This window comes from Rahnella sp. ChDrAdgB13, from assembly GCF_017655185.1.
Classification (GTDB): Bacteria; Pseudomonadota; Gammaproteobacteria; order Enterobacterales; family Enterobacteriaceae; genus Rahnella; species Rahnella contaminans.
Genome location: NZ_JAEMGT010000018.1, coordinates 1 through 22,281, shown reverse-complemented (window position 1 = coordinate 22,281; position 22,281 = coordinate 1). Strand labels below are relative to the sequence as shown.

Sequence of the window (22,281 nt, the reverse complement as noted above, 5' to 3'; positions counted from 1 at the left end):
TGATGCCGTGCAGGCGAAAATATACCCCGTGATGTTTAAGAGCCTGACCGTCTGCTTATGAATAACCGCAAACCGCGTCGTCCGCACGGGCGATGGACCTATTACATTATGTTCGAAGACATTCTGTGGCCCTGCCCGGTTCGCTGGGAGTGGGAGAATGGCTACGGCGGCTGGCTGCCTTTTTACTACTCGCCGACGCTGGAGTTTGTTGCGGGCGATCCGCATAAAGCCACGAAAGTCGCGGGCCCGAAAGCCCGCCCGCTGCGTAAACCGGCAAAAATGCACGAATACGAGTTTTAATTAATCAGCCCGCTGGCGCGCAGCACCCTGCGCTGAACGGCTTCCGGCAGCACCGCGTTAATTCCCCCCACACATCCCAGACTGAACCAATGACGCGCACGGGTAATACCGGTGTAAATCAGCTCGCGTGTCAGGATCGGGCTGAGATTGTCCGGCAGCAGCAGCGCCGTATGGGTAAATTCAGAACCCTGCGATTTATGCACTGTCATGGCAAACACCGTTTCGACTGCCTGCAACCGCCCCGGCATCACCCAGCGGATATCCTGAGTGCCGTCGCCGGTCAAAAATGCCACGCGCAGCACCGGCACCACGGAACCATCCACCAGCCGGTGAGGAATTTCCAGCGTGATACCGATATCGCCGTTCATCAGCCGCTGGCTGTAATCGTTGCGCGTCACCAGCACCGGACGCCCCGGGAACCAACCGACCGATGCTTTCAGCAGCCCGTCTTTATACAGAATTTCCGCGATCCGCAGGTTCAGCCCTTCCACGCCCCAGCGTCCGCCACGCAAAGCGCACAACAGCTGAAACTGACTGTACGCCAGCAGCACTTTCGCCGCCCAGGCGCTGAACGCTTCCGGCGGCGCATCATCGGCCGGACGTTCATCTGTCATCACGTTCAGATAATGGCGATAACCGACTGGCGGCTCGACGCCTTTGCGACTTTGTGCAGCCGGAAACCTCCCCGCCGCGCCGTTAATGACCCAGTCACGCAGTTCGGTATCGTCATCCGCGTTAAGCGTAAGCTGAGCAAGATCGGCATAGCCCTGTTTCCAGACCCGTTTCAGCGCTTTGACATCGCCGTCGTTGACCGCTTCCGCCAGCTGTCCGATGCCGCTTTGCGCATCAAAACGGTAGCTGTGGCGCAGCATCACCACGGCCTGATCCATCGCCGTTCCCGCCGGATCGACCAGCGCATCCGGGATTTTTTCCCCCGTCACGCTTTGCAGCCAGTCACGAGTTTGTGGCAGATAGTGCCCGCTGCCGGCGCGCTGACATAACTCGCTGAGCAGCGCACCGGCTTCCACCGAGGCCAGCTGATCTTTATCGCCGAGCAGGATCAGGCGCGCATTCTGCGGCAGTGCGGCCAGCAGTGCTGCCATCATTTCCAGATCGACCATCGACGCTTCGTCCACCACCAGCACGTCGAGCATCAGCGGATTACCCGCATGATGCCGGAAATGCCGGGTATCCGGTCTGCTGCCGAGCAGACGGTGAAGCGTCACCACGTCGGTATTAATGCTGTCGCGCACCGCATCGCCGTTGTTCAGCGCGTGCAGATCTAACCGGGAAACCGCGCCGGCCACCGATTCGTTCAGACGTGCCGCCGCTTTACCGGTCGGCGCAGCCAGCCGGATACGCAGCGGCTGGCCGTTCTCTTCCAGCGCCAGCGCCTGCAATAACGCCAGCAGACGCACAACCGTGGTGGTTTTCCCGGTGCCGGGGCCGCCGGTAATAATGCTGAACGCACTCCCCGCCGCCAGCCCGCATGCCAGTTTCTGCCAGTTCACCTGCCCTGCATTTCCGGCCTGCGGGAACAGGGCATCGAGTGACATGCGCAGCGATTCAGTAGGCAGCGCATTCAGCTGTGTGCAGCTCAGGCGTTGTTCAACGGCCTCGCGCACATTCTGCTCGTACTGCCAGTAACGCCGCAGATACAGGCGATGTCCGGCGAGCACCAGCGGCGAATTGCCATCGCCGCTGCCCACCAGTTGCGGGTTCACCAGCGCCGCCATCCACTCTTCCAGGCTCAGATCGTCAAGCACCGCCGACGGACGGGAAATCGCGCCATCGGAGTGATCGCCATCGGGCGGAAGCGAGAGCGAAAACGCGCTGTCCGCCAGCGTGGCCTGTAAATCCAGACACACATGGCCGCGCCCCAGCTGGTAGCTGGTCAGCGCCGTCGCCAGTAATAAAAGCGGGTGTGCATCCGGCACTTCCTTTGCCAGAAACGTCACCAGCGCGCGATCCAGTTCACGCAGCCAGCCGCACTCAACCCAGCTGGCCAGCAGTTTTAAAATATCTTCACGGCTGTTGATTTTCATGCGCGTTCCTCAGTGCGGCTGAAAAGAACGTCGAGTTCTTCCATTAATGCTTTATCCGGCCGCTGGACGCAGACCCCGTTGCCCGGCGCGTGGCTGCCGCGCAGGAATAAATACACCGCACCGCCGATATGGCGATCGTAGTCGTAATCCGGCAAACGGGATTTCAGCAAACGATGCAGCGCAAACAAATAGAGCGTGAACTGCAAATCGTAACGGTGATCCCGCATCGACTGCGTCATGGCCGTCTGGTCATAACCGGTGGCATCATCGCCAAGCCAGTTGGATTTGTAATCCAGCACGTAATAACGCCCGTTGTGCTCAAATACCAGATCGATAAAACCTTTCAGCATGCCGTTAAGCTCTTCCGCCAGCAGCGGTGCGCGCTCTGCGCCCTCAAGTGTGAAGTGCTGAACGACAGTATCAAGACGCCGCGTGGACACCTGCGATAGCGAGAACCAGAACTCCATTTCCACCTGATATGGCGGCAGTGCGGCCAGCGTGAAACTCTCTCCGCCCGGCAACGCCAGCGGCTGTGTCAGCAACGCGGTCAGCCAGCCGGTCAGCGGAACAATCCACTGCTCCCAGCCACGCGTATTACAGCGCCGCGCCACCTGATCGGCGATTCGCTCCGGGTTTTCCGCCAGTGCGGCAAAACCTTCATCGCCCGCCCATTCCAGCAAACCGTGCAGGAAATTACCCGGCGCAGGCCCGCGCGGGAAAGCATATAAATTCTCACCGGTCATCGGCTGCAAAAGCCCGTCGGCAGGCTCTTTGTTCTCTGACTTTTTATCTTCTAAAAAGCTGTCCTGCGCGGCACTTTCGATTTCAACCGGCGGTTCACGGTTCAGCGCTTCCGGCACAATATAAGTACCGGCCGGCGCGATTTGCAGGCCAGAAAAACTCGATACCCACCAGCGCGGGCCTTTGTGCGTGCGCAACGGCGGACGCGGCCCGAGCTCCGGCAACGCCTGCTCGCTGCGGTACACCACGCCGACCGGCACCGGCAGCGGCCACGCCTGAATATTTTCCGTTTCCAGCGCCTGCAAACAGGCGGGCAACTCTTCAGCCTCAACCGGTTCGCCGCCGTGAAAAAGGTAACCCGGCGCGCTTTTCTCAAACTCTTTCAGCGGCGCCATGCCGAGCCACAGCGCGAAACGCGAGCGGGTCAGCGCCACGTAGAATTTACGCAGATCCTCGCCCAGACGTTCGCGGTCTGCCAGCTCGCGCAGCTCTTCCGTGGCGCTCAGCGCAATTTCAAGTTCACCTTCCGGCGTATGCCATTTCAGCGGCGAATCCTGTTTTTTCACCGCACGGAATGCGCAGGCAAACGGCAGGAACACCAGCGGATATTCCAGCCCTTTGGATTTATGTACGGTAACCACTTTCACCAGCGCTGCGTCACTTTCCAGACGCAGCTTGCGCGCATCGCCGCCCTGATTTTCATCCTGACACTGCTCCGCCAGCCAGCGGATCAGTGCATGTTCGCCATCAAGCTGCACGCTGGCCTGTTGCAGCAATTCGGAAAGGTGCAGCAAATCGGTCAGCGCCCTTTCGTCGCCGTGCGCGAGCAGATGACGCGGTACGTCAAACTCCCACATCAGACGCCGCAGCATTGGCAAAATGCCCTGTTTGCGCCAGCACAGACGCAGTTGCTGGAACTGCTGAACGTAGCGTTCCCACTCGTTTTCATCCTGATTCAGGCGATCCAGCGCTTCCCAGCTCAAATGCAGCGAAGGCGTGCCCAGCGCGGCGCGCAGAAGACGATCGTTTTCCGGTGCGGCGCAGGCCGCCAGCCAGAACTGCAATTCGCCCGCCTGCGCACTTTGAAAAATGGATTCTTTGTCAGAAAGGTACACACTGCGCACGCCGCGTTTGGACAGTGCCGTGCGGATCGCCGTCGCTTCCCGCCCGGTATTCACCAGCACGGCAATGTCTCCCGGCTCGACCGGTTTAAACGGTTTTTCCGGCTGGCTGAAACCGGCCACGCCCTGCTGCCCGAGGCGCAGCAAACGGACAATTTCCGTCGCGCAGCCTTCGGCCATCAGCTGGGCGTATTGCGTTTTCGGCAGCGCGTCGGTCTGATTTTCCGGATACCACAACGCCATGGCCGCGGCTTCTTTTCCGTCAATCTCCCAGGTTTCTTTGCGTCCCTGAGCGTCCACCGGCAGGAACGGCACCTGATTTTCATCGCCACGGCGGAACAGGAATGCACCTTCTCCGGCAGTACGGTCTTCGGCCAGCGAAAATACGCTGTTAACTGATGCCACCATCGCACGGGTAGAACGGAAGTTAGTCGCCAGCGTGTAGTGACGTCCACCGGTGTCACGACGGGCGCGCAGATAAGTATAAATGTCGGCACCGCGGAAGGCATAAATCGCCTGTTTCGGGTCGCCGATCAGGATCAGCCCCTGCTCCGGCGCGTTTTCGGCCACACGGTAAACGGTGTCGAAAATCCGGTATTGCAGCGGATCGGTATCCTGAAATTCGTCGATCATCGCCACCGGGAATTGCGTGCGGATAATCTCCGCCAGCCGTTCGCCGTTATCGCTGCGCAGCGCGGCGTCAAGGCGGGTCAGCAAATCGTTGAAGCCCATCTGCGCCCGTTTTTTCTGTTCGACGTCAAAACGGTTTTCAATCCAGCGGCAGGCATGTTGCAGCAGGCCGCTGCGGGCATCGGGCAACGTTTCCAGACGCGCTTTCAGCGTTTCCATTGCCGTCAGCGCCGGATGCGCAGGCGGTTCGCCCTTCCACGCATCTTTAAGACCCGCATTAGTTAACCGCTCCCAGCCTCTATTTAACTCAGGTTTAATTTCATCTGAAGTAGCCCAACTATGGAGCTTGTCGAACCATGGATCATAATAGGCAGGCCGGAGTTTGGTCCCATTTAACAATTTTTTAGCAGACGCATCATCTAAGAGGATTTTCAACTCCTTTATCCATTGCACCCAGCCCGCTTTCAGCTCGCTCAGCTCTGCGGCTTTTTGCTGCTTCACTGTCTCAAAAATGACAGCAGGGGTTTCGTCGGTACCCAGCATCTCAGCGTATTCCAGCAGCGGAGAGACATTCTTGTGCAGGTCTTCCGGCGAACGCCACCACGCGCGCAGCGTCCTGATGTCAGGTTCCGATAGGGAAAAATAGAAGCTGCGCCAGTAATCGCGCACCACGTTCATCAGCAGTTCGGTCTGGTCAGTTTCCAGCGTCTGGGTAAACAGGCTGTCGCTGTCAAAAGCATGTTCACCGAGCATGCGGTTACACCAGCCGTGAATGGTGGAGACCGCTGATTCATCCATCCATTCCGCCGCCAGTTGCAGCTTACGCGCGCATCCCGCCCACTCTTCCGGCGGATATTCCGCACGCAGATTCAGCAAAAATTCGTCGCCTGCCGACGGTTGGTCCGGATCCTCCAGAAAGCACGCCGCCGCTCTGGACAAGCGTTCGCGGATCCTGTCGCGCAGCTCTTTGGTCGCGGCATCAGTAAACGTCACCACCAAAATTTCTGGCGGTGTCAGCGGGCGGCCGAACGCGTTCCCGCCACCGTGACCAAGCACCAGCCGCACATACAGTGCGGCGATGGTGAAGGTCTTACCCGTCCCTGCGCTGGCCTCAATCAGGCGGCTGCCTGTCAGCGGGAAATTCAGTACATTCAGCGCAGAGGGAAAAATGCGTTCCTTCATTCTTTCGCTCCTTTTTTGCTGCTGCGGGAAAGATGATTTTTCAGCGGTGCCAGCAGTTTATCCGCGAGTTCGGCGAATTCGCCGCCGGACCACAGCGTGGCGAAATCCGGCCACGCGCGTGCCAGATACGGATTGCTGTCGCGTTCACCAAATTTCATATTGGCGGGATCGTGATTTTCATAGGCGTCGCGGGCCGCAAGCCCGGCATCGCTGTCCGGCAGGCTTTGCGCGGTGCCGTCTTTTTTCAGCCAGACAAAGGCCGTTTTGACCGCCAGCGGCAACGGCCTTAATTGTCCCTGTTGCCAGGTTTCGATCAGTTGCTCCCAGAGCGCCTGCGCGTCGGCAATCTCCAGCGGCGGTAATTCTGCCGTCCCGTTTTTACTGATAATAATGCTGTGCATCGGCTGTCCGCCGAGGTGTGCGGCCAGATGCGCGACCCAATAAGGAAGCAAACGGTCAAGGCGGTAATTGCGGTCTTTGATGATGCCAATGCTTTCCAGCACCACGCGGGCGCGATCCCCGCTGGCGTTCGCACGTAAATCCCCGAGCCAGTCCGAGACAATCACGCCTGCGGTTTCAGCGCTCAGCGCTTCATTCGCCAGCGTCTGCGGCCATTCATCAAGCACGCTCTGATAACTGGCGAACAGCGTCTCCATCGGCTCGGCGAGATCTTCACTCAGCACGGCGGCGAATTCGCCCGGTGCCAGTTCACCGCGCCGTTCGATGCGTTCAAGCTGCTGACGCAAAATATCCTGACGCGACTCTCCGGCCTCCAGCGCCCATTTCTGCGCGCGGATTAGTTCGTCCTGCAAACGCCAGTTTTCCAGCGCATTGATATCAAACGGCTCCTGATCTTCACTTCCCGCATCTTCCAGTTCGAAGTAAATATTCAGCCGCTGGCGGAAGAAACTGCGCACCGGATCGGACAGAAAATCCGCCAGCTGACGCAGCGTAAGCGCCCCTTCTTGCCCGACCGGCGGCAATGGCTGCGGCGCATCTGCGCTGATACCCGCGTCCATTCCGGCGCGCCATTCGTGGGCGTAGCTGAAAAGCTCACTGCCCTTGCTGAAGTAATCGCGGTTAAAGGGTTGCAGGCGATGTTCGGCGGTGAGCGCATGAATCAGATCACTGTCGTTCTGTGCTTTCCAGCCCGCGGCCAGATGGTCGCGCAGTTGCGCCACCAGCACCGACGGCGGACGTTCCGTATTATCGTGAATGCTGCGCCCGACCCAGCTGATATGCAGGCGTTCGCGCGCCGACAGCAATGCTTCGAGGAACAGATAACGGTCATCCTCACGGCGCGAACGGTCTCCCGGCCGGTAATCACGCCCCATCAGGTCAAAATCCATCGGCACGCGGTTGCGCGGGTAATCACCGTCGTTCATCCCCAGCAGGTAGACATGGCGGAACGGAATAGCGCGCATCGGCATCAGTGTGGCAAACGTAACGGCACCGCCAAAGAATGGCTGCGTCAGGCCGGACTGGTCGAACTGCGCCAGCCAGTGTTCGCGCACGACAGACAGCGGCAATTCGGCCTGAAGATTGACGCTTTCACAGGCCTGAAGCCAGGTTTCCAGCTCGGTATGCAGACGCACTAAAATAAAGCCGTCGTCGCCGTCATCTTCGGCAAAATAACCGCTCAGCAACGCCTGCAAACGTTCGCCCCACACCTGCGGCGGCGCAGGTTCAGACAGCTGACGCCAGGTTTCATCCAGGCAATTTAAAAGATGCGAGAGCGGACCAATCAGCGCCGCTTCCAGCCCGCCGATTTCGTCCAGCGGTTCAATGCCCTGCCAGGCGTCACCGCTGCCGACGGCGTAACCGAGCAGCATTCGTTGCAGACCGAAGAACCAGCTGTTTTGCTCCGGCGATAGCGGCAGTTCCAGACTCTGACGCTGTTCCGCATGCAGCCCCCAGCGTACGTTGGCGGCGCTTATCCAGCGGTGGAGCAGCGGCAACTGTTCTTCGCCGATGCCAAATCGCTGACGCACCGACGGCACATCGAGTAAATCCAGTAAATCGCTGACGGCAAAACGCGACTGCGGCAACGTCAGCAGGCTTTCGAGCGCACCGAGCAGCGGGTTATTCTGACGCGGCCCCTGATCGGCCACGGTGAACGGGATATAGCGCGGATCGCTGCGTTCCATCAGGCCAAACACCGCCTGAATGTGCGGCGCATAGCCATTAATGTCCGGCACCATCACGATGATATCGCGCGCTTTCAGGGTCGGATCGGCGGCCAGCGCGGCCAGCAGGCGGTCGTGCAACACTTCCACTTCTCGCTGGGCACTGTGCGTAATCGAAAAACGCAGGGATTCGTCTTTCAGCGTATCAATCTCCGGCCATTTTTTCTGCGTTTCCGCCAGCGGCCGCAGTTGCAGAATATCTTCCTGCAACTGATGCAATAAAGTGTCTTCGCCGTTGGAGGTGAACAGGTCAATGCGCGGGATCACCGGCGCGAGCGTGGACGCGTAGGATTCGTGGTTGTCATATTCATTGAGCAGGCCGATGTAATCGCGCCCCTGCTTGCCCCACGCCGCCAGCAGCGGATGTGCATGCTGGTGTAAATCGCCTTCGGCAATCACCTGCGGCATGCCCGGTTTACGTCGCTGACGCGCACGTTCCGCGCGCAGCAGATCTTTATCGGCAATAATATCGCTCCAGTCGTGTTCGCACGGGTTATGCACACACATAAAGATGTGCGTCCAGCGGCCCAGCACGGCCAGAACTTCTAATGATTGCTGCGGCAGCGAAGAGATCCCGAAGACAATCAGACGCGCAGGCAGACCGGCCGGACGCTCGTCTTCAGGAATGGTTTGGGCATGTTGCAGAAAACGCTGATGCAGCGCGGCGCGGCTGGTCCCCCGTTCGCTTTCAGGCACATCGGCCAGCAAAGCGCGCCACAATTGCGGCTGCCACAGCAGGTTTTCCGGCAACGGCTCACTGCCTTTGCGGCTGGTGCGCAGCACGTCCAGCCCGTTGCCCCAGTCTTCCAGCCAGTCGGCGCGATAAACCTGATACTGATCGAACAAATCCGCCAGACGCTGCGCCAGCTGATGCAGCTTACGCATATCACCGTCGTCTTTTAAGAAACGCGCCAGCGGAGCAAAAACCGGTTCAGGCAGTAATTCCGGCAACAGACGGATCAGCCGCCAGGTCAGCAGCGGGCGGTCAAACGGCGACGAATCCGGCACCTGATCTTTGCCCAGCACCGCGCGGTAAACCTGCCAGAAAAAGCGCGCCGGTAATTTGATATCCAGCGCAGCCGCGATCCCGCAGCCGCCTTCGGACACATCGCGCGCCAGCGCCAGTTTCAGCCACTGATTAATCCCGTTGCTTTGCACCAGAATCACTTCGTTTTCCAGCGGAGACAGCGGATGCGCCGCCATCCACGACACCAGAATATCCCTCAGCGCCTCTGAGTGATTTCCGTGTAACACCATCAAACCTGAATTCACGCCCGCATCCCTTATTGTCACCGCTCAAGAAGACAGATTTTGCGTTGATTTGGAAAGGATTGAAAGCAAAAGAGGCCGGTTCTGCCGGTGCGGAAAAGTCGTCACCTTATTTCGGAATATCTCATGCTGATAACTTATTTAATTGACTTATCAATATTAATATATCGCTCATTAAATAAAATCCGAATCGTAAATAAGACTTTTCCAGTCAGAAACTTTTTTAGGCGTTTTTTTCAGAAACAACTTTGAACAATTAATCACTTCCTGATATAAAGCCGTTTGGTTATCTCATTTCATAATTTAAAATAATAAATTCGTAAATAAGGATATTTACAGTGAATGTTAAGTTCTCATTTCTGGCAATAGTTTTTGCCGGATTTTCTGTGCATGCCGCTCCGCTCAGCCCGGCGGACAGAGATTCGATTGAGCAGCAACAACGCGGGCGGCTCCAGCAGGAACAGCTGCAACGTGAAGATCTCGAACAGGGCCAGCCGCTCTCCGCGCCCGTACAGAAACCCGCAGAACTGAACGACGCTCACTGTTTTACCGTTTCTACTATCACCGTTTCCGGGGCGGAACATTTGCCTGCACGTGAAAAAGAGGCACTGACCGCGCCGTTTATTGGAAAGTGTTTAGGCATTAAGAATATTACCCAACTGGTGCAGGAAATATCTGATGAGTATATCAGGAAGGGTTATATCACCAGCCGCGCCTACCTGCCGGAGCAAGATCTCTCGCAGGGGCAGTTAAATATCCGGGTAATGGAAGGAAAGCTTCAGGATATTCAGTTAGATCATCGCAATGACCGTATGCTGGCAATGGCATTTCCCAGTCTGAAAGGCAAAATTCTTAATCTGCGCGACATTGAACAGGGAATGGAGCAAATCAACCGGCTGCGGCAAAATCCGGTGCAGATTGAAATCTTACCGGCGGAGCAGCCGGGCTTTTCCGTGGTGAATCTGACGGCAACGCCGGAGTTCCCAGTCACTGCCGGGGCAGGGTTTGATAACAGCGGCCAGAAAAGTACCGGAACTGGCCAGATGAACGGCTCGCTGACGGCCAGCAATGTGTTAGGTCTGGCGGATCAATGGTTTGTTAGCGGTGCGCGCAGCAGTGATTTTTCCAGCTCTCACGATGCCCGCAGCGTACAGGCGGGAATGAGCGTTCCTTACGGCTACTGGCTGCTCAATTACAGTTACAGCTACAGCGATTATCTCAGCACGGTCAGTTCGCGTGGCTTTGGCTGGCGCTCTTCCGGCGATTCGCAAACGCACCGGGTGAATCTTTCCCGCGTCCTGTTTCGTAACAGCGATATCAAAACCGGCGTTTTGCTGGGCATCAGCAACAACATGGCGCGCAATTATCTTAACGATGCACCGCTTGCCAGCAGCAGCCGCAAACTCAGCAACGTGAATGTCGGGATTAATCACAGCCAGAAAGTTTTCGGCGGCCTGTCGACGCTCAACCCGACCTTCTCGCGCGGCGTGCCGTGGTTAGGGGCGGAAGACGATCAGCATAAACCCGCGGATGCGCCCAAAGCAGAATTCTCCAAATGGTCGGTTTCCGGCAGTTTCTACCGGCCGGTCAGTCAGAAAATCACCTTTCTTTCCAGCGCCTACGGGCAGTGGACCGGCGACCGTCTGTACGGCAGCGAACGGCTGACCCTCGGCGGCGAAAGCTCGGTGCGCGGCTTCAAAGAACAATACCTGTCTGGCGATAACGGCGGTTACTGGCGCAATGAACTCAATACCGCGCTGTTCACCGCGCCGCTGTTCGGGCAAATCACCGCCGTGGCCGCCATTGACGGCGGCTACCTGCATCACGATAACCACGACATCAATGCAGCGGGCACGCTGTGGGGTGGTGCGGTCGGGCTGAACAGCAGCGCACGTTATTTTTCCAGCCAGTTTACCGTCGGCTGGCCCCTGCGTTATCCGGGTGATTTAGCCCCTGACCGCGTTGCCGTTTATTACCGCCTGAACTTCGTGCTGTAACTCCGATAAGGATATCGACCGTGAAAAACTCTACGTTACCGCCCGTTTCTGCGTGGCGTCGCCTGACCACTTATGCGCTCAGTTCGCTGCTTGTTTTCCAGCCGGTAATGCCCGCGCTGGCCGCTGGTGTACAGGCGGCAACCGGGGCGACGCAGGTCGATCAGGCCGCCAACAGCGTGCCGGTTGTTAACATCGCCACGCCTAATCAGGCGGGCGTTTCGCATAACCAGTACCAGAATTTCAACGTGGGCAGCGAAGGGTTAATTCTCAATAACAGCACGGACCGCCTGACCCAAAGCCAGCTCGGCGGTTTGATTCAGAACAATCCCAACCTGAAAGCCGGTAACGAAGCCAAAGCCATCATCAACGAAGTCACCTCGGCGAACCGCTCGCAGCTCAACGGCTACATGGAAGTCGCGGGCAAAAACGCCAGCGTGATGGTCGCCAACCCGTACGGGATCACCTGTAACGGCTGCGGATTTATTAATACGCCCAATGCCACGCTGACCACCGGCAAACCGGTTATGGGTGCCGACGGCAACCTTCAGTCCATTGACGTCACGCAGGGCGCAATCACCGTCGAAGGCAAAGGGCTCGACGCCAGCCAGACTGGCTATTTCTCGCTGATTTCCCGCGCCACGGAAATTAACGCCAAACTCAGCGCCCAAGATCTGACCGTGATCGCCGGGGCCAACCGCGTCGATGCGCGCGGCAACGTCACGCCAGTTGCCGGTCAGGGCAATGCCCCGCATGTCGCCATCGATACCGGCGCGCTCGGCGGAATGTACGCCAACCGCATCCGGCTGGTTTCCAGCGAAACGGGCGTGGGCGTCAACCTCAATAATATCAACGCCCGCGAAGGCGATATGCTGCTGGATGCCAGCGGAAAACTGACGCTCAGCAACAGCGCCGCGGCGGGCAATCTCACTGCCACCGCACAGGAAATCCAGCTCAGCGGCAGCCATAAGGCACAGTCGGTGGCGCTCACCGGACGAGGCGACGTTCAGCTGCAAAACGCCACGATTGCCGGCAACGAAAATCTCACCCTAACCAGCGGCGGCAAGTTAGTGGCGAACGGCGTGCAGATGACGGCGGGCCAGAACGTGCGCCTTGCCAGCAGCGAACTGACCACCGATGCCGCAACGAAAATTGATGCACAGCGCGACGTCGAACTGGCGCAGAGCAAAAACACCGACTGGAAAGGTCAGCTCACCGCCGGGCAGGATGTCCGCATCAGCAGCCCGACGCTGACGAATCAGGGCAAAATCGCCGCCAACCGCAGCGTAACCCTGAGCGGAACGGCGTTTAACAACCTGGGAAGTGTGCAGTCGCAAAGCGATCTGGCCCTGAATCTCGACACCTTCAATAATGGCGGACATACGCTGGCGGGCGGCTCTCTGGCGCTCAATGCGAGGGATGTGCAGCTCGGCGGAATTCTCAGCGCACAGCAGGATCTGACGTTTTCCGGCAACGCGCTGACGGTGGCAAACACCGGGCAACTTCTTGCAGGCCGTAATCTTATTCTCAACACCGGTTCGCTCGCACTCGCGGGAATGGCAAAAGGCGGCCAGCACGTTTCACTCAATGGCGACCGTTTTACCAGCGCTAACGGCAGCTTACTCACCAGTGACGGCGACATCGCCCTGACCCTGACTGACGCGCAAATCGACGGACAACTCGCTGCACTGGGCTCACTGACGCTCAGCGCTGGCAACCGCGTTATCACCGGCAAAACCGCGCAGTTGCAGGCACAAAAAGACTTGTCTCTGACCGCAACCCAATCGGCGGATTTACAGGGCACGGAGGCCGCCAAAGGCGATATTACGGTTCACGCCGCAACATTAACGCACAGCGGTCAAACCGCCGGACACAGCGTCACCCTGAACGCGCAACAGATCAGCAACGACGGCAACGTGGTGGCCGATGACATCCATCTGACGGCGAAAAACCTCATCAATAACGGCATATTGCAGGGCAACCGCGCGCTGCAATTTGATACCGGCGCGATCAGTAACCTAAGCCACGGGCAGATTGTCAGCGGCGGCCTGCTGAAACTGACGCTGCCGCAGTTCACCAACGCCGGTCTGGTGCTGGCGGATGATTTTATTCTGAGCACGGAGCGCCTCGAAAATACCGGCACAATTCAGGGAACCGGCGGTCTGACGATCAGCGCCACGACGCTCAGTAACCGGAACAGCGGACGACTGCTCAGCGGCCAGTCGCTGGCGCTAAACACCAGCCAGCTCAGCAATGATGGTATTGTTCAGGGCGACAGCGTCACCCTGAACAGCAACGCGTTCAGCAATCAGGGCAGCGTACAGGCCAGCGCGCTGGATATCCGCAGCGACGCGGTGACCAATAGTGGCACGCTGATCGGGCTGAAAACCCTGGCCATGAACCTGTTACAGGATCTGAACAACACCGCGCAAGGCTCGGTATTGTCGCAGGGCTCGCTGTCCGTGACAGCCAGAAACGTCAGTAACGACGGCGTCTGGCAGGGAGTAAACGTTCTGCTCAATGCGCAGGACTTCACTAATACCGGCACCGTACAAAGCGCCGATGCGCTGACGTTCAGCCTCGCCAATACCTTCATCAACACCACAAGCGGCAAACTGATCGCGAACGGCGCGGCGGCTATTCAGGCGTTATCGGCGGGTAATCAGGGGCAATGGATCGCCAGAAACCTGACGCTTACCGCCGGAACATTAACGAACAGCGGTGAAATCACCGGCGTCGACAGCCTGACCGCCACCCTGCAAAGTAACCTGACGCAACAGGCGTCCGGCAAACTGCAAAGCAACGGGCTGACCCGCATTGATGCCGCAACCGTGGATAACGCCGGGCAATTGCAGACCCGCACGCTGGCGCTGCATGCGAGTACGCTCACCAACGACGGCACGCTTCAGGCCCGCGAAACCGCCAGTCTGGTGCTTTCCGGTCAGGCGCATAACCGCGCCAGCGGCCTGATGCTCAGTGACGGCTCACTGAACCTGAGCGCAGCCAGCTTCACGAACGCCGGTATCGCTCAAGGCACAACGGACGCTACGTTCAACCTGTCCGAAAGCGGGAATAACCTCGGACGCCTGCTGTCCGGCGGAGTACTCACCCTCAGCGCCCCGCAATTTCGCAACAGCGGATGGCTGCAAAGCGACAGCCAGAACATCAATGTCGCGGACACACTGACCAACAGCGGCACCCTGATTGCTCAGGGAAAATCACTCTTCACCGGCGGGGACCTGACGAACACCGGCTTCGTTCAGGCCGAAAATTTATCGCTGAATCAGTCAGTTATAGATAATCACGGAACACTCTTCGCCAAACAAAGCCTGAATATTCAGTCGCAAAATCTCAGCAACAGCGCCGCAGCCAAACTGTTCAGCGCCGGTGATATCACGCTTAACAGCCGCGCCCTGACCCAGTCCGGTCAGATTGTCGCGCTGGGCAACATCACCCTCACCTTGCTGGATGCGCTGGCTCAGAACGGCACGCTGGCGGCGGGAAATAATCTTTCCGTCAGCACGGAAGGCGATTTCACGCAAAACGGTACATTGCAGGGGCAAAGTGTTGCCCTGAGCAGTAGCGGGATGTTCAGCAATCAGGGCATCCTGACCGGCGGCAACGGCGCGTTCACCGTGAATGCGGGCAGCATCACTCAGGCCAATAACGGCAGCCTGCAATCGGGCGGCGACGTCAGCCTGACAAGCCGCGGCGCTATCGCCAACAACGGCTTTATCGGCACCACCGGCGACCTGCTGCTCAGCGCCGCCAGCACACTGACCAACACTGCCCTGCTCTATTCCGCCAGCGACATGACGCTACTCGCGGACGCCATCCGCAACCTGAAAGGCGACATTCTGGCGGGCAACAGCCTGTGGATGATGAAAGATGCCCGCGGCAGCGCGAATACCGAAGTCGTAAACCGTTCAGGCAATATCGAGACCACTCACGGTGATATCAGTATTTACACCGGGCATCTGCTTAATGAGCGGGACGGGCTGAGTTTCTCCAAAGAAACCCACGACTATGTTTCCGGCGATCAGGCTTATATCGATGTGTTATGGCGGGATCTCGACCCGGATTCCCTGAGTTTTGATAAGGGCACCCTGTGCGGCGGCGGCGTGAACGACCACTGCACCACCTATTATTACGTTGTGGTCAGCCCGTCTCTGGCCAACCAGAAAGTATTAGTCAGTGACGAATCGGTCACGGCTCACGCTGATGGCAGCGCGGGCAGAATTGCGGCAGGCAGGGATCTCACAGTTCAGGCCAGCGTGCTGGATAACAACGCCAGCGATATTCTTGCGGGCGGAAACATGTCGCTGAGCGGCGGCCAGCTGAACAACAACTCTCTCGAGACCGGCACAGTTTCGAAGTACCAGACTTATTCCTATACGTGCACGAAAGCTTCAGGCTGCCGTGAGGGAATTTCAGCCTCGGAATACGGTAATCAGTTCGCCTCTTCCGGCACGCTGCGTTTCGAGCTTTCGGGCGCACCGGTTTATGAAACGAGCAACGGCGGATATTCCTACCGCGCCGTTATTCAGGCCGGTGGCAATCTGATTGCTAATTTCTTCAGCGATATCAGCAATACCACCACCACCGCCAGCGCGGGCAGCATCAGCCATCATCTGGTGGCTCCGGCGCTCAGCACCCTCAGCGCACCGACGGAATTTGCCGGTGAAAAAATGCAGGATTTACCGCAGACCTCCGGCACGGATATCAATTCTCCGCAGTGGCGCGACCACGTTGCAGATACGATTCAGGCACTGGGCGGCGGCACAGCGCTCAACACCGGTGATTACCCGCTGCCCACCAGCAGCAACGGTTATTTCGTCATTAATGCCGATCCGAAAAGCCCGTATCTGATCGTCACCAACCCGAAACTGGACGGACTCGGGCAACTCGATAACAACCTGTTCAACGAAATCTATGCCATGCAGGGCATGACGGCGCCGGTTGTCCCACGCGAGACGGGACGCCAGTACACCGATGAAAACAGCTTTATCGGCTCGGCGTATTTCCTCGACCGCCTCAATCTTCACCCGGACTACGATTATCGTTTCCTGGGCGATGCGGCTTTTGATACCCGTTACGTCAGCAACGCATTAATCAACGCCACCGGCAGCCGCTATATCAGCGGTTTCGGATCCGATCTGGCGCAGATGCAATACCTGATGGACAACGCCGCCAGCGCACAGCAATCCCTCGGGCTGGCATTTGGCGTCGCACTGACCCGCGACCAAATCGCCTCGCTGGATAAAAGTATCCTGTGGTGGGAAAACGCCGTCGTAAACGGCCAGAACGTGCTGGTGCCAAGACTGTATCTTTCCCCGAAAGATGTCGCGCCAGCCAGCGGCAGCGTCATCGCCGGGAACAACGTCGGGCTGGCCGGTGGCAGCATCACCAACAGCGGTTCAACCCTGCAGGCCAACAGCGGCCTTTACGTCTCCAGCCAGAGCACGATCGATAACCTCGACGCGGGCCTGATGAAAGCCGGTGGCGATCTCAGCCTGTTTGCGACGGGCGATATCAGCAACATCGGCTCAAGTCTCAGCGGTCAGGGCGTACAACTTATCAGCTACGACGGCAGCATCATTAACCAGACGCTGACCAACCAGTGGAGCATTAGCGGAAAATCCGGTCGCGACAGCCTTGCCTTCTCGCACACCGACATCGGCGATATTGCATCAATATCCGCAGGCGACTCGCTGACGATGTACGCCGGTAAAAACATCGACATCACCGGGGCAAACCTCACTTCAGGCGGCGATCTCACCCTGCAGGCGCTGGGCGATATCAATATCGCCGCGCTTGAGACCCGTGACCTCGAACAGCACAGTTCACGCGGTAAAAATACGCTGACCGAAAGCAGCGACACGCAGGCCAGCCAGATTTCTTCCCGCGGCGATCTCGCGATGCAGGCCGGTCATGACCTGAATATCAGTGCCAGCCAGGTCACCGCAGAAGGCGATGCGGCGCTCAAAGCCGGGAACGACATTAACCTGCAAACGCAGGAACAGAACGCACACAGCAAAACCAACAAGACAGAACAGCGTCTCGATCTGGTGGATAACACCACGATTACTGCGGGCGGCGATTTAGCGTTGGTCGCGGGGCGTGACCTCAATTCTCAGGCAGCCAGCATGAAAGCCGGGGAAGACGCCACGCTGGCCGCCGGTCGCGATATCAATCTCAACGCAGAAGAAATCAGCAGCTATAGCGAATCGCACGGCAACAAAAAGCAGCAGGTCGAAGAGACGATTCGCCAGCAAAGCACCGAACTGGTAAGCGGTGGAAACACCCATATTCAGGCGGGCCAGGACGCGACCTTTAACGGCGCACAGGTCGATGCCACGGGCAATCTGGCGGTCACCGCCGGGCGCGACATCACCCTGAACAGCGTCACCGAAAGCGATTATTCCTTCTTCGAACAGACCAAAACCTCGGGCGGAATGTTCTCCAAAACCACCACTCATACGGTGCGCGAGGATTACGCCACTCACGAGAAAGGCTCGGAACTTGGCGGCGACAACGTTTCGATGACCGCAGGCCATGACCTCAACGTCAACGGCTCAAGCATTATCGGTGATCACAACGTCAGCCTGCTGGCGGGTAACAACATTAACATTCTGGCGTCCACCGAAGAGCAGTCGTCCTATCGTCTCGACGAGAAGAAAAAGAGCGGCCTGTTCAGCGGCGGCGGGCTGGGATTCACCATCGGCACCACTGAAACCAGCCACCGCGTCAACGAAGACGGCACCACGCAAAGCCAGAGCGCCAGCTCCGTCGGCAGCCTTGGCGGCGACGTCACGGTGATGGCGGGCAACAATCTCCACGTCAGCGGTTCAGACATTATCGCCAGCGAAGACATGCTGATCAGCGGCAAAAACGTGCAGATCGACCCCGGTCAGGACGCGCTTCACCGCAAAGAAACCTTCGAGCAAAAAACTACCGGTCTGAACATTACCCTCGCCGGTAGCGCCGGTGGCGCCGTAAACAGCGGCTACACCGCCGCCCAAAGCGCCAGTGACGACGACAGCGGACGCATGGCAGCACTCGACGGCATCAAAGCCGCGCTGAATGGTTATCAGGCGTATCAGGGTACGCAGCTCGACGGCAACAACGGCGGCAATAACAGCTTTATCGGCATTGCCGCGTCCATCAGCCATCAGGAAAGCCGCTCCGAGCAGATCACCGATCAGCATGCCGCCACCGGTTCCACGGTGATGGCAGGCGGCAACGCCACGATTGAAGCGCGGGACGGCGATCTCAACGTCATTGGCAGCAAAGTCAAAGCCGACGGTGACCTGAACCTGTTCGCCACCGACGACATCAACCTGCTGGCTGCGGATAACACCCAAAAAACCACCGGTAAAAACTCCAGCGCCGGTGGCGATATCGGCATCAGTTTTGGCGTCAGTAATGACAAGGCGGGGATCAGCGTCTTCGCCGACGTCAACGCCGCCGCTGGCAAAAACCACGGTGACGGCACCACCTGGACTAACTCAGAAGTGGGCGCAGGCGGGAACCTCAACATCAGCGCCGGTAACGACCTGAACATTAAAGGCGCGCAGGTGTCCGGTGAACAAATCACCGCCGACATCGGCCACAACCTGATCATTGAGAGTTTGCAGGATACCGACCACTACGATTCGAAGCAGCAAAGCGCCGCCGCGGGCGGCAGCTTTACCTGGGGCGGCGGCGGCGGCAGCGGCTACATCAGCCTGTCGCAGGACAAAATGAACTCGGACTACGCCAGCGTCACCGACCAGAGCGGTATGTTCGCGGGCAACGGCGGGTTCGACATCACCGCTGGCAATCACACCCAGCTCAACGGCGGCGTCATTGCCTCCGGTGCCAGCGCCGACAAAAACCGCCTCGACACCGGCACGCTCGGCTGGAACGACATCCACAACGAAGCGAGCTACAGCGTCGACAGCAGCAGTATCAGCATGAGTTCAAGCGGCAACTCAACGTCGCAGTTCATGGGCAACATGGCCAACGCCATGCTCGCCGGGCTCAACGGCGACGGTTCAGCCTCCAGCACTACCGGCTCCGCCATCGCCGGTGGCACGATTGTTATCCGCGACCCGAACGCACAAAAACAGGATATCGCCAACTTAAGCCGCGACACCGACAACGCGCACAGCACCCTCGCCCCGATTTTCGACGCCGCAAAAGAACAGCAGCACATCGACGAAAACCGCGCCATCGCGCAGATCGGCTCGCAGGTCGCGGACATCGTACGCACCGAAGGCAAAATCGCCGCGCAGGAAGCCGCCAAGGAGCAGCTGGCAAAAGAAGGCAAATTGCCGCCGACGCCGACCAAAGGCGCAGAGCAAAGCGAGTGGGACGCCTACAACGAAACGCTGGAAAATACCGACGCCTACAAAGCGGCGATGAACGAATACGGCACCGGCAGCTACAAACAGCAGGCGATTCAGGCCATCACTGCCGCCATACAGGGCCTGACGGGCGGCGACTGGAGTTCCGCCGTCGCCGGAGCCGCCGCGCCGTACATGGCCGAGTTCATCAAAAATAACACCGCCGAAGGTGCCGAACGCATCATCAGCCACGCCCTCGCCGGCGCCATCGTCGCCGAAATGCAGGGCGGAAATGCGGCAGCCGGGGCTGCGGGCGCGGGGCTTTCCGCCGCAGGCGCGAAATACATCGCCGACCAGCTCTATCCGGGCAAAGACATCAAAGACCTGACAGATGAGGAAAAACAAGGTGTTGTGGCTCTGGCCACCTTAGCTTCAGGGATCGTAGGCGGCGTTGTTGGCGGAGATGTTAGCTCGGCGATTGATGGGGCGAAGGCTGGGAAGAATGAGGTTGAGAATAATTATCTGAGTGATAAGGACATCAAAACCTTCACTGAGAATTATGCCGCTGCGAAGACTGATGCTGAGAAGGAACAAGTCCTGGCAGACCTGAAAAAACGGGATGCAGAGAATCAGAAACAGGCGTTATCTACTGGAATATCAATAGCAGATCAGAAAGGTGCACTGGCAGATTTAAAAGCTCTTGCTGCTTCACCAGAATGTACCGCGCAGTGTCAGGAACTGGCAGCTTATTCCATCTCAGAACTGGAACCTATAGCGAATAACACGCAACTGCATGAAAACAATCTCAATAAAGGGATCCTTGCCTCAGTTATCATAGCGTTGACAGTCGATAAACCGCTCAGTAGCAACTCAACATCTGGTTTGTCTTCATTGACAAAAGAGCAGCAGCAGTTAATCAATAATGCAGAATACATCACGACGGCTAAGGGGATACAGAATCCGTTCCCGAGAGATCTGAATGAGAAAGTCTTGTGGAATGGGGTTAAGGCTAATCCTACAGGTGGTGTTAAATTGGAGGGAATGAATAATGATCCTCGTTTCCCTCAGTCAGCAGGATTCCAAAAGATGGAAGCAAAGCAAAAACTCGCGGATGGCTCAACAATAACAATACATTACCAGTACAACTCTAATACTGGGCAAGCCTATGATATGAAAATTACAACACCGCAAAGAATACAGGCAGATCCGTCTAAAGTGATCGATTCAATAAAGGATAAAGTTAAATGAAATTACAAGAAAAAGACGGTGAGATAATCGATATATTCTCAATTTATTGGTTTGGAAATGAAACTGTGTTTTTGGGATTCCCAAGAAACTATGGCGGGCTTGCAGCGTATAAAGCGTCAGAAGTTACTGTAATTGATTCTGACTTAAATTTTGAGGCGGTTTATTTTCATAATAATGCATGTGGAATTTACCATTGGGCCCTGATCAAAGAGAAACTGCTGGATGATTTACTTGGATTGGATGAGGTATCCTACAAACGCTTTCTTGAGATCCTGAAAGCGGAAGGTCGAATAGACCCAGACTTCTATTAGTCATTAAAATCCCGCCCTTGTTGGCGGGATTTTACGTTATACGTCAGCTAATTACGCTTCAGTCGCCAGCCGGATGATCAGCTGTCCCGGCTGTGTGATCACCTCCAGCTTCTGCCCCGTAGTAAAACCGAGTTGCCCGAGCCAGCGGCCCTTGAGGGTGATCTGCGGATACGGATCGGGTTGCCCGTGGTTAGGGCGATAACCCACAATACTCTGACGGGCTTGGGGTGTGGCGGGTTCTGACGTAGAATCGCGTTCAGTCATGATCAACTCCTCGATAGTTGGTGGTGATGAGCGGTCAGTCAGTGCTCGTAACACTGACTGACCGCGCTAATTACATTAGTTCTTTCCTTTAGCCGTCGCTTTGCTGACGCGCGCCACGGTCTGTGTGACCTGGCTTTTTACAATCATCGCATCAAGTACCGCTTTAGCCACTTCCTGGTCTTCGACAGACATCGCCGCCAGCGCTTCAAAACGTAACTTCATATCATCTTCAGGCTCACGTTCGCCCGGTTCGAATAAGAGAAAGTCAGAAGTGACGTTGAGAATAATGCGCTGAGTGTTGCTGAAAACAAGTCACGTTCTCAGGAGATGGCGCAGTGCCAGGGTAGTTCTGCTTGTGAAAACGGCGTTATTGATAAGTACAAGAAAATTAATGCCGAACAACATGAAAGTGTTGTTGAATGTAAAGGCTCCAAGAACTGTGTAGATAAGGCTAACGAAGTTGGCCTTATACAGGCTGAATATGCCAAACGTGCAAACGAGTTATTAGAAAAGGCACGTGTTAATGGCGGCTTAACTCCGGAAGAACAGAACGAACTATCTATTCTTCAGGTAACAACCATCCAGCTTGAAGCGGCTTTGTTGAATAAATCGAACTTTTGGCCGTAATCAGGATCAGATCACCACATTCCCGATCCTGTAGCG

At 57.2% G+C, this 22,281-nt stretch carries 10 protein-coding genes; 5 read left to right on the top strand and 5 right to left on the bottom strand.

The genetic code is table 11. From position 1 onward, the window contains the following. The first annotated feature begins 57 nt into the window (after positions 1-57). A complete protein-coding gene (locus J8X26_RS06545) occupies positions 58-300 on the top strand; it encodes a hypothetical protein (protein ID WP_193333085.1) in 243 nt (80 codons plus the stop codon). Here J8X26_RS06545 and recD read toward each other — a convergent pair. From recD to recC, 3 genes are read right to left on the bottom strand one after another with little or no spacing between them, the layout of a single operon-like run. Next, positions 297-2,345, bottom strand: coding sequence for an exodeoxyribonuclease V subunit alpha (recD, locus tag J8X26_RS06540; protein ID WP_208950480.1), 2,049 nt, complete (start codon positions 2,343-2,345; stop codon positions 297-299). The genes J8X26_RS06545 and recD overlap by 4 nt on opposite strands. After that, on the bottom strand, positions 2,342-6,019 hold the full coding sequence (gene recB / locus J8X26_RS06535) for an exodeoxyribonuclease V subunit beta (RefSeq protein ID WP_208950479.1): 3,678 nt from the start codon (positions 6,017-6,019) through the stop codon (positions 2,342-2,344). The genes recD and recB overlap by 4 nt, the downstream gene beginning before the upstream one ends. Then, positions 6,016-9,462 (bottom strand): exodeoxyribonuclease V subunit gamma, encoded by a 3,447-nt coding sequence (recC, locus tag J8X26_RS06530; RefSeq protein ID WP_208950510.1) that lies wholly within the window; start codon positions 9,460-9,462, stop codon positions 6,016-6,018. The genes recB and recC overlap by 4 nt, the downstream gene beginning before the upstream one ends. A 350-nt stretch (positions 9,463-9,812) precedes the next feature. Here recC and J8X26_RS06525 point away from each other — a divergent pair, with 350 nt between their 5' ends. Genes J8X26_RS06525 through J8X26_RS06515 form a run of 3 tightly spaced genes read left to right on the top strand, consistent with a single transcriptional unit; the run spans position 9,813 to position 21,354 of the window. Beyond that, positions 9,813-11,471, top strand: a complete 1,659-nt coding sequence (locus J8X26_RS06525) for a ShlB/FhaC/HecB family hemolysin secretion/activation protein (RefSeq protein WP_208950478.1) — start codon at positions 9,813-9,815, stop codon at positions 11,469-11,471. Positions 11,472-11,491: 20 nt separating this feature from the next. Next, positions 11,492-21,043 (top strand): hemagglutinin repeat-containing protein, encoded by a 9,552-nt coding sequence (locus tag J8X26_RS06520; RefSeq protein ID WP_208950477.1) that lies wholly within the window; start codon positions 11,492-11,494, stop codon positions 21,041-21,043. Continuing rightward, the gene (locus J8X26_RS06515; protein ID WP_208950476.1) at positions 21,040-21,354 is read left to right on the top strand and encodes a hypothetical protein; all 315 of its coding nucleotides are present in this window, start codon (positions 21,040-21,042) and stop codon (positions 21,352-21,354) included. The genes J8X26_RS06520 and J8X26_RS06515 overlap by 4 nt, the downstream gene beginning before the upstream one ends. 51 nt (positions 21,355-21,405) lie before the next feature. Here J8X26_RS06515 and J8X26_RS06510 read toward each other — a convergent pair whose 3' ends face one another. Beyond that, on the bottom strand, positions 21,406-21,618 hold the full coding sequence (locus tag J8X26_RS06510; protein WP_208950475.1) for a SymE family type I addiction module toxin: 213 nt from the start codon (positions 21,616-21,618) through the stop codon (positions 21,406-21,408). A gap of 75 nt (positions 21,619-21,693) precedes the next feature. After that, positions 21,694-21,840 (bottom strand): hypothetical protein, encoded by a 147-nt coding sequence (locus tag J8X26_RS06505; RefSeq protein ID WP_208950474.1) that lies wholly within the window; start codon positions 21,838-21,840, stop codon positions 21,694-21,696. 105 nt (positions 21,841-21,945) lie between these two features. Between J8X26_RS06505 and J8X26_RS06500 the strand changes: the two genes are divergently transcribed. Continuing rightward, the gene (locus J8X26_RS06500) at positions 21,946-22,245 is read left to right on the top strand and encodes a hypothetical protein (protein ID WP_208950473.1); all 300 of its coding nucleotides are present in this window, start codon (positions 21,946-21,948) and stop codon (positions 22,243-22,245) included. Positions 22,246-22,281: the final 36 nt, after the last annotated feature.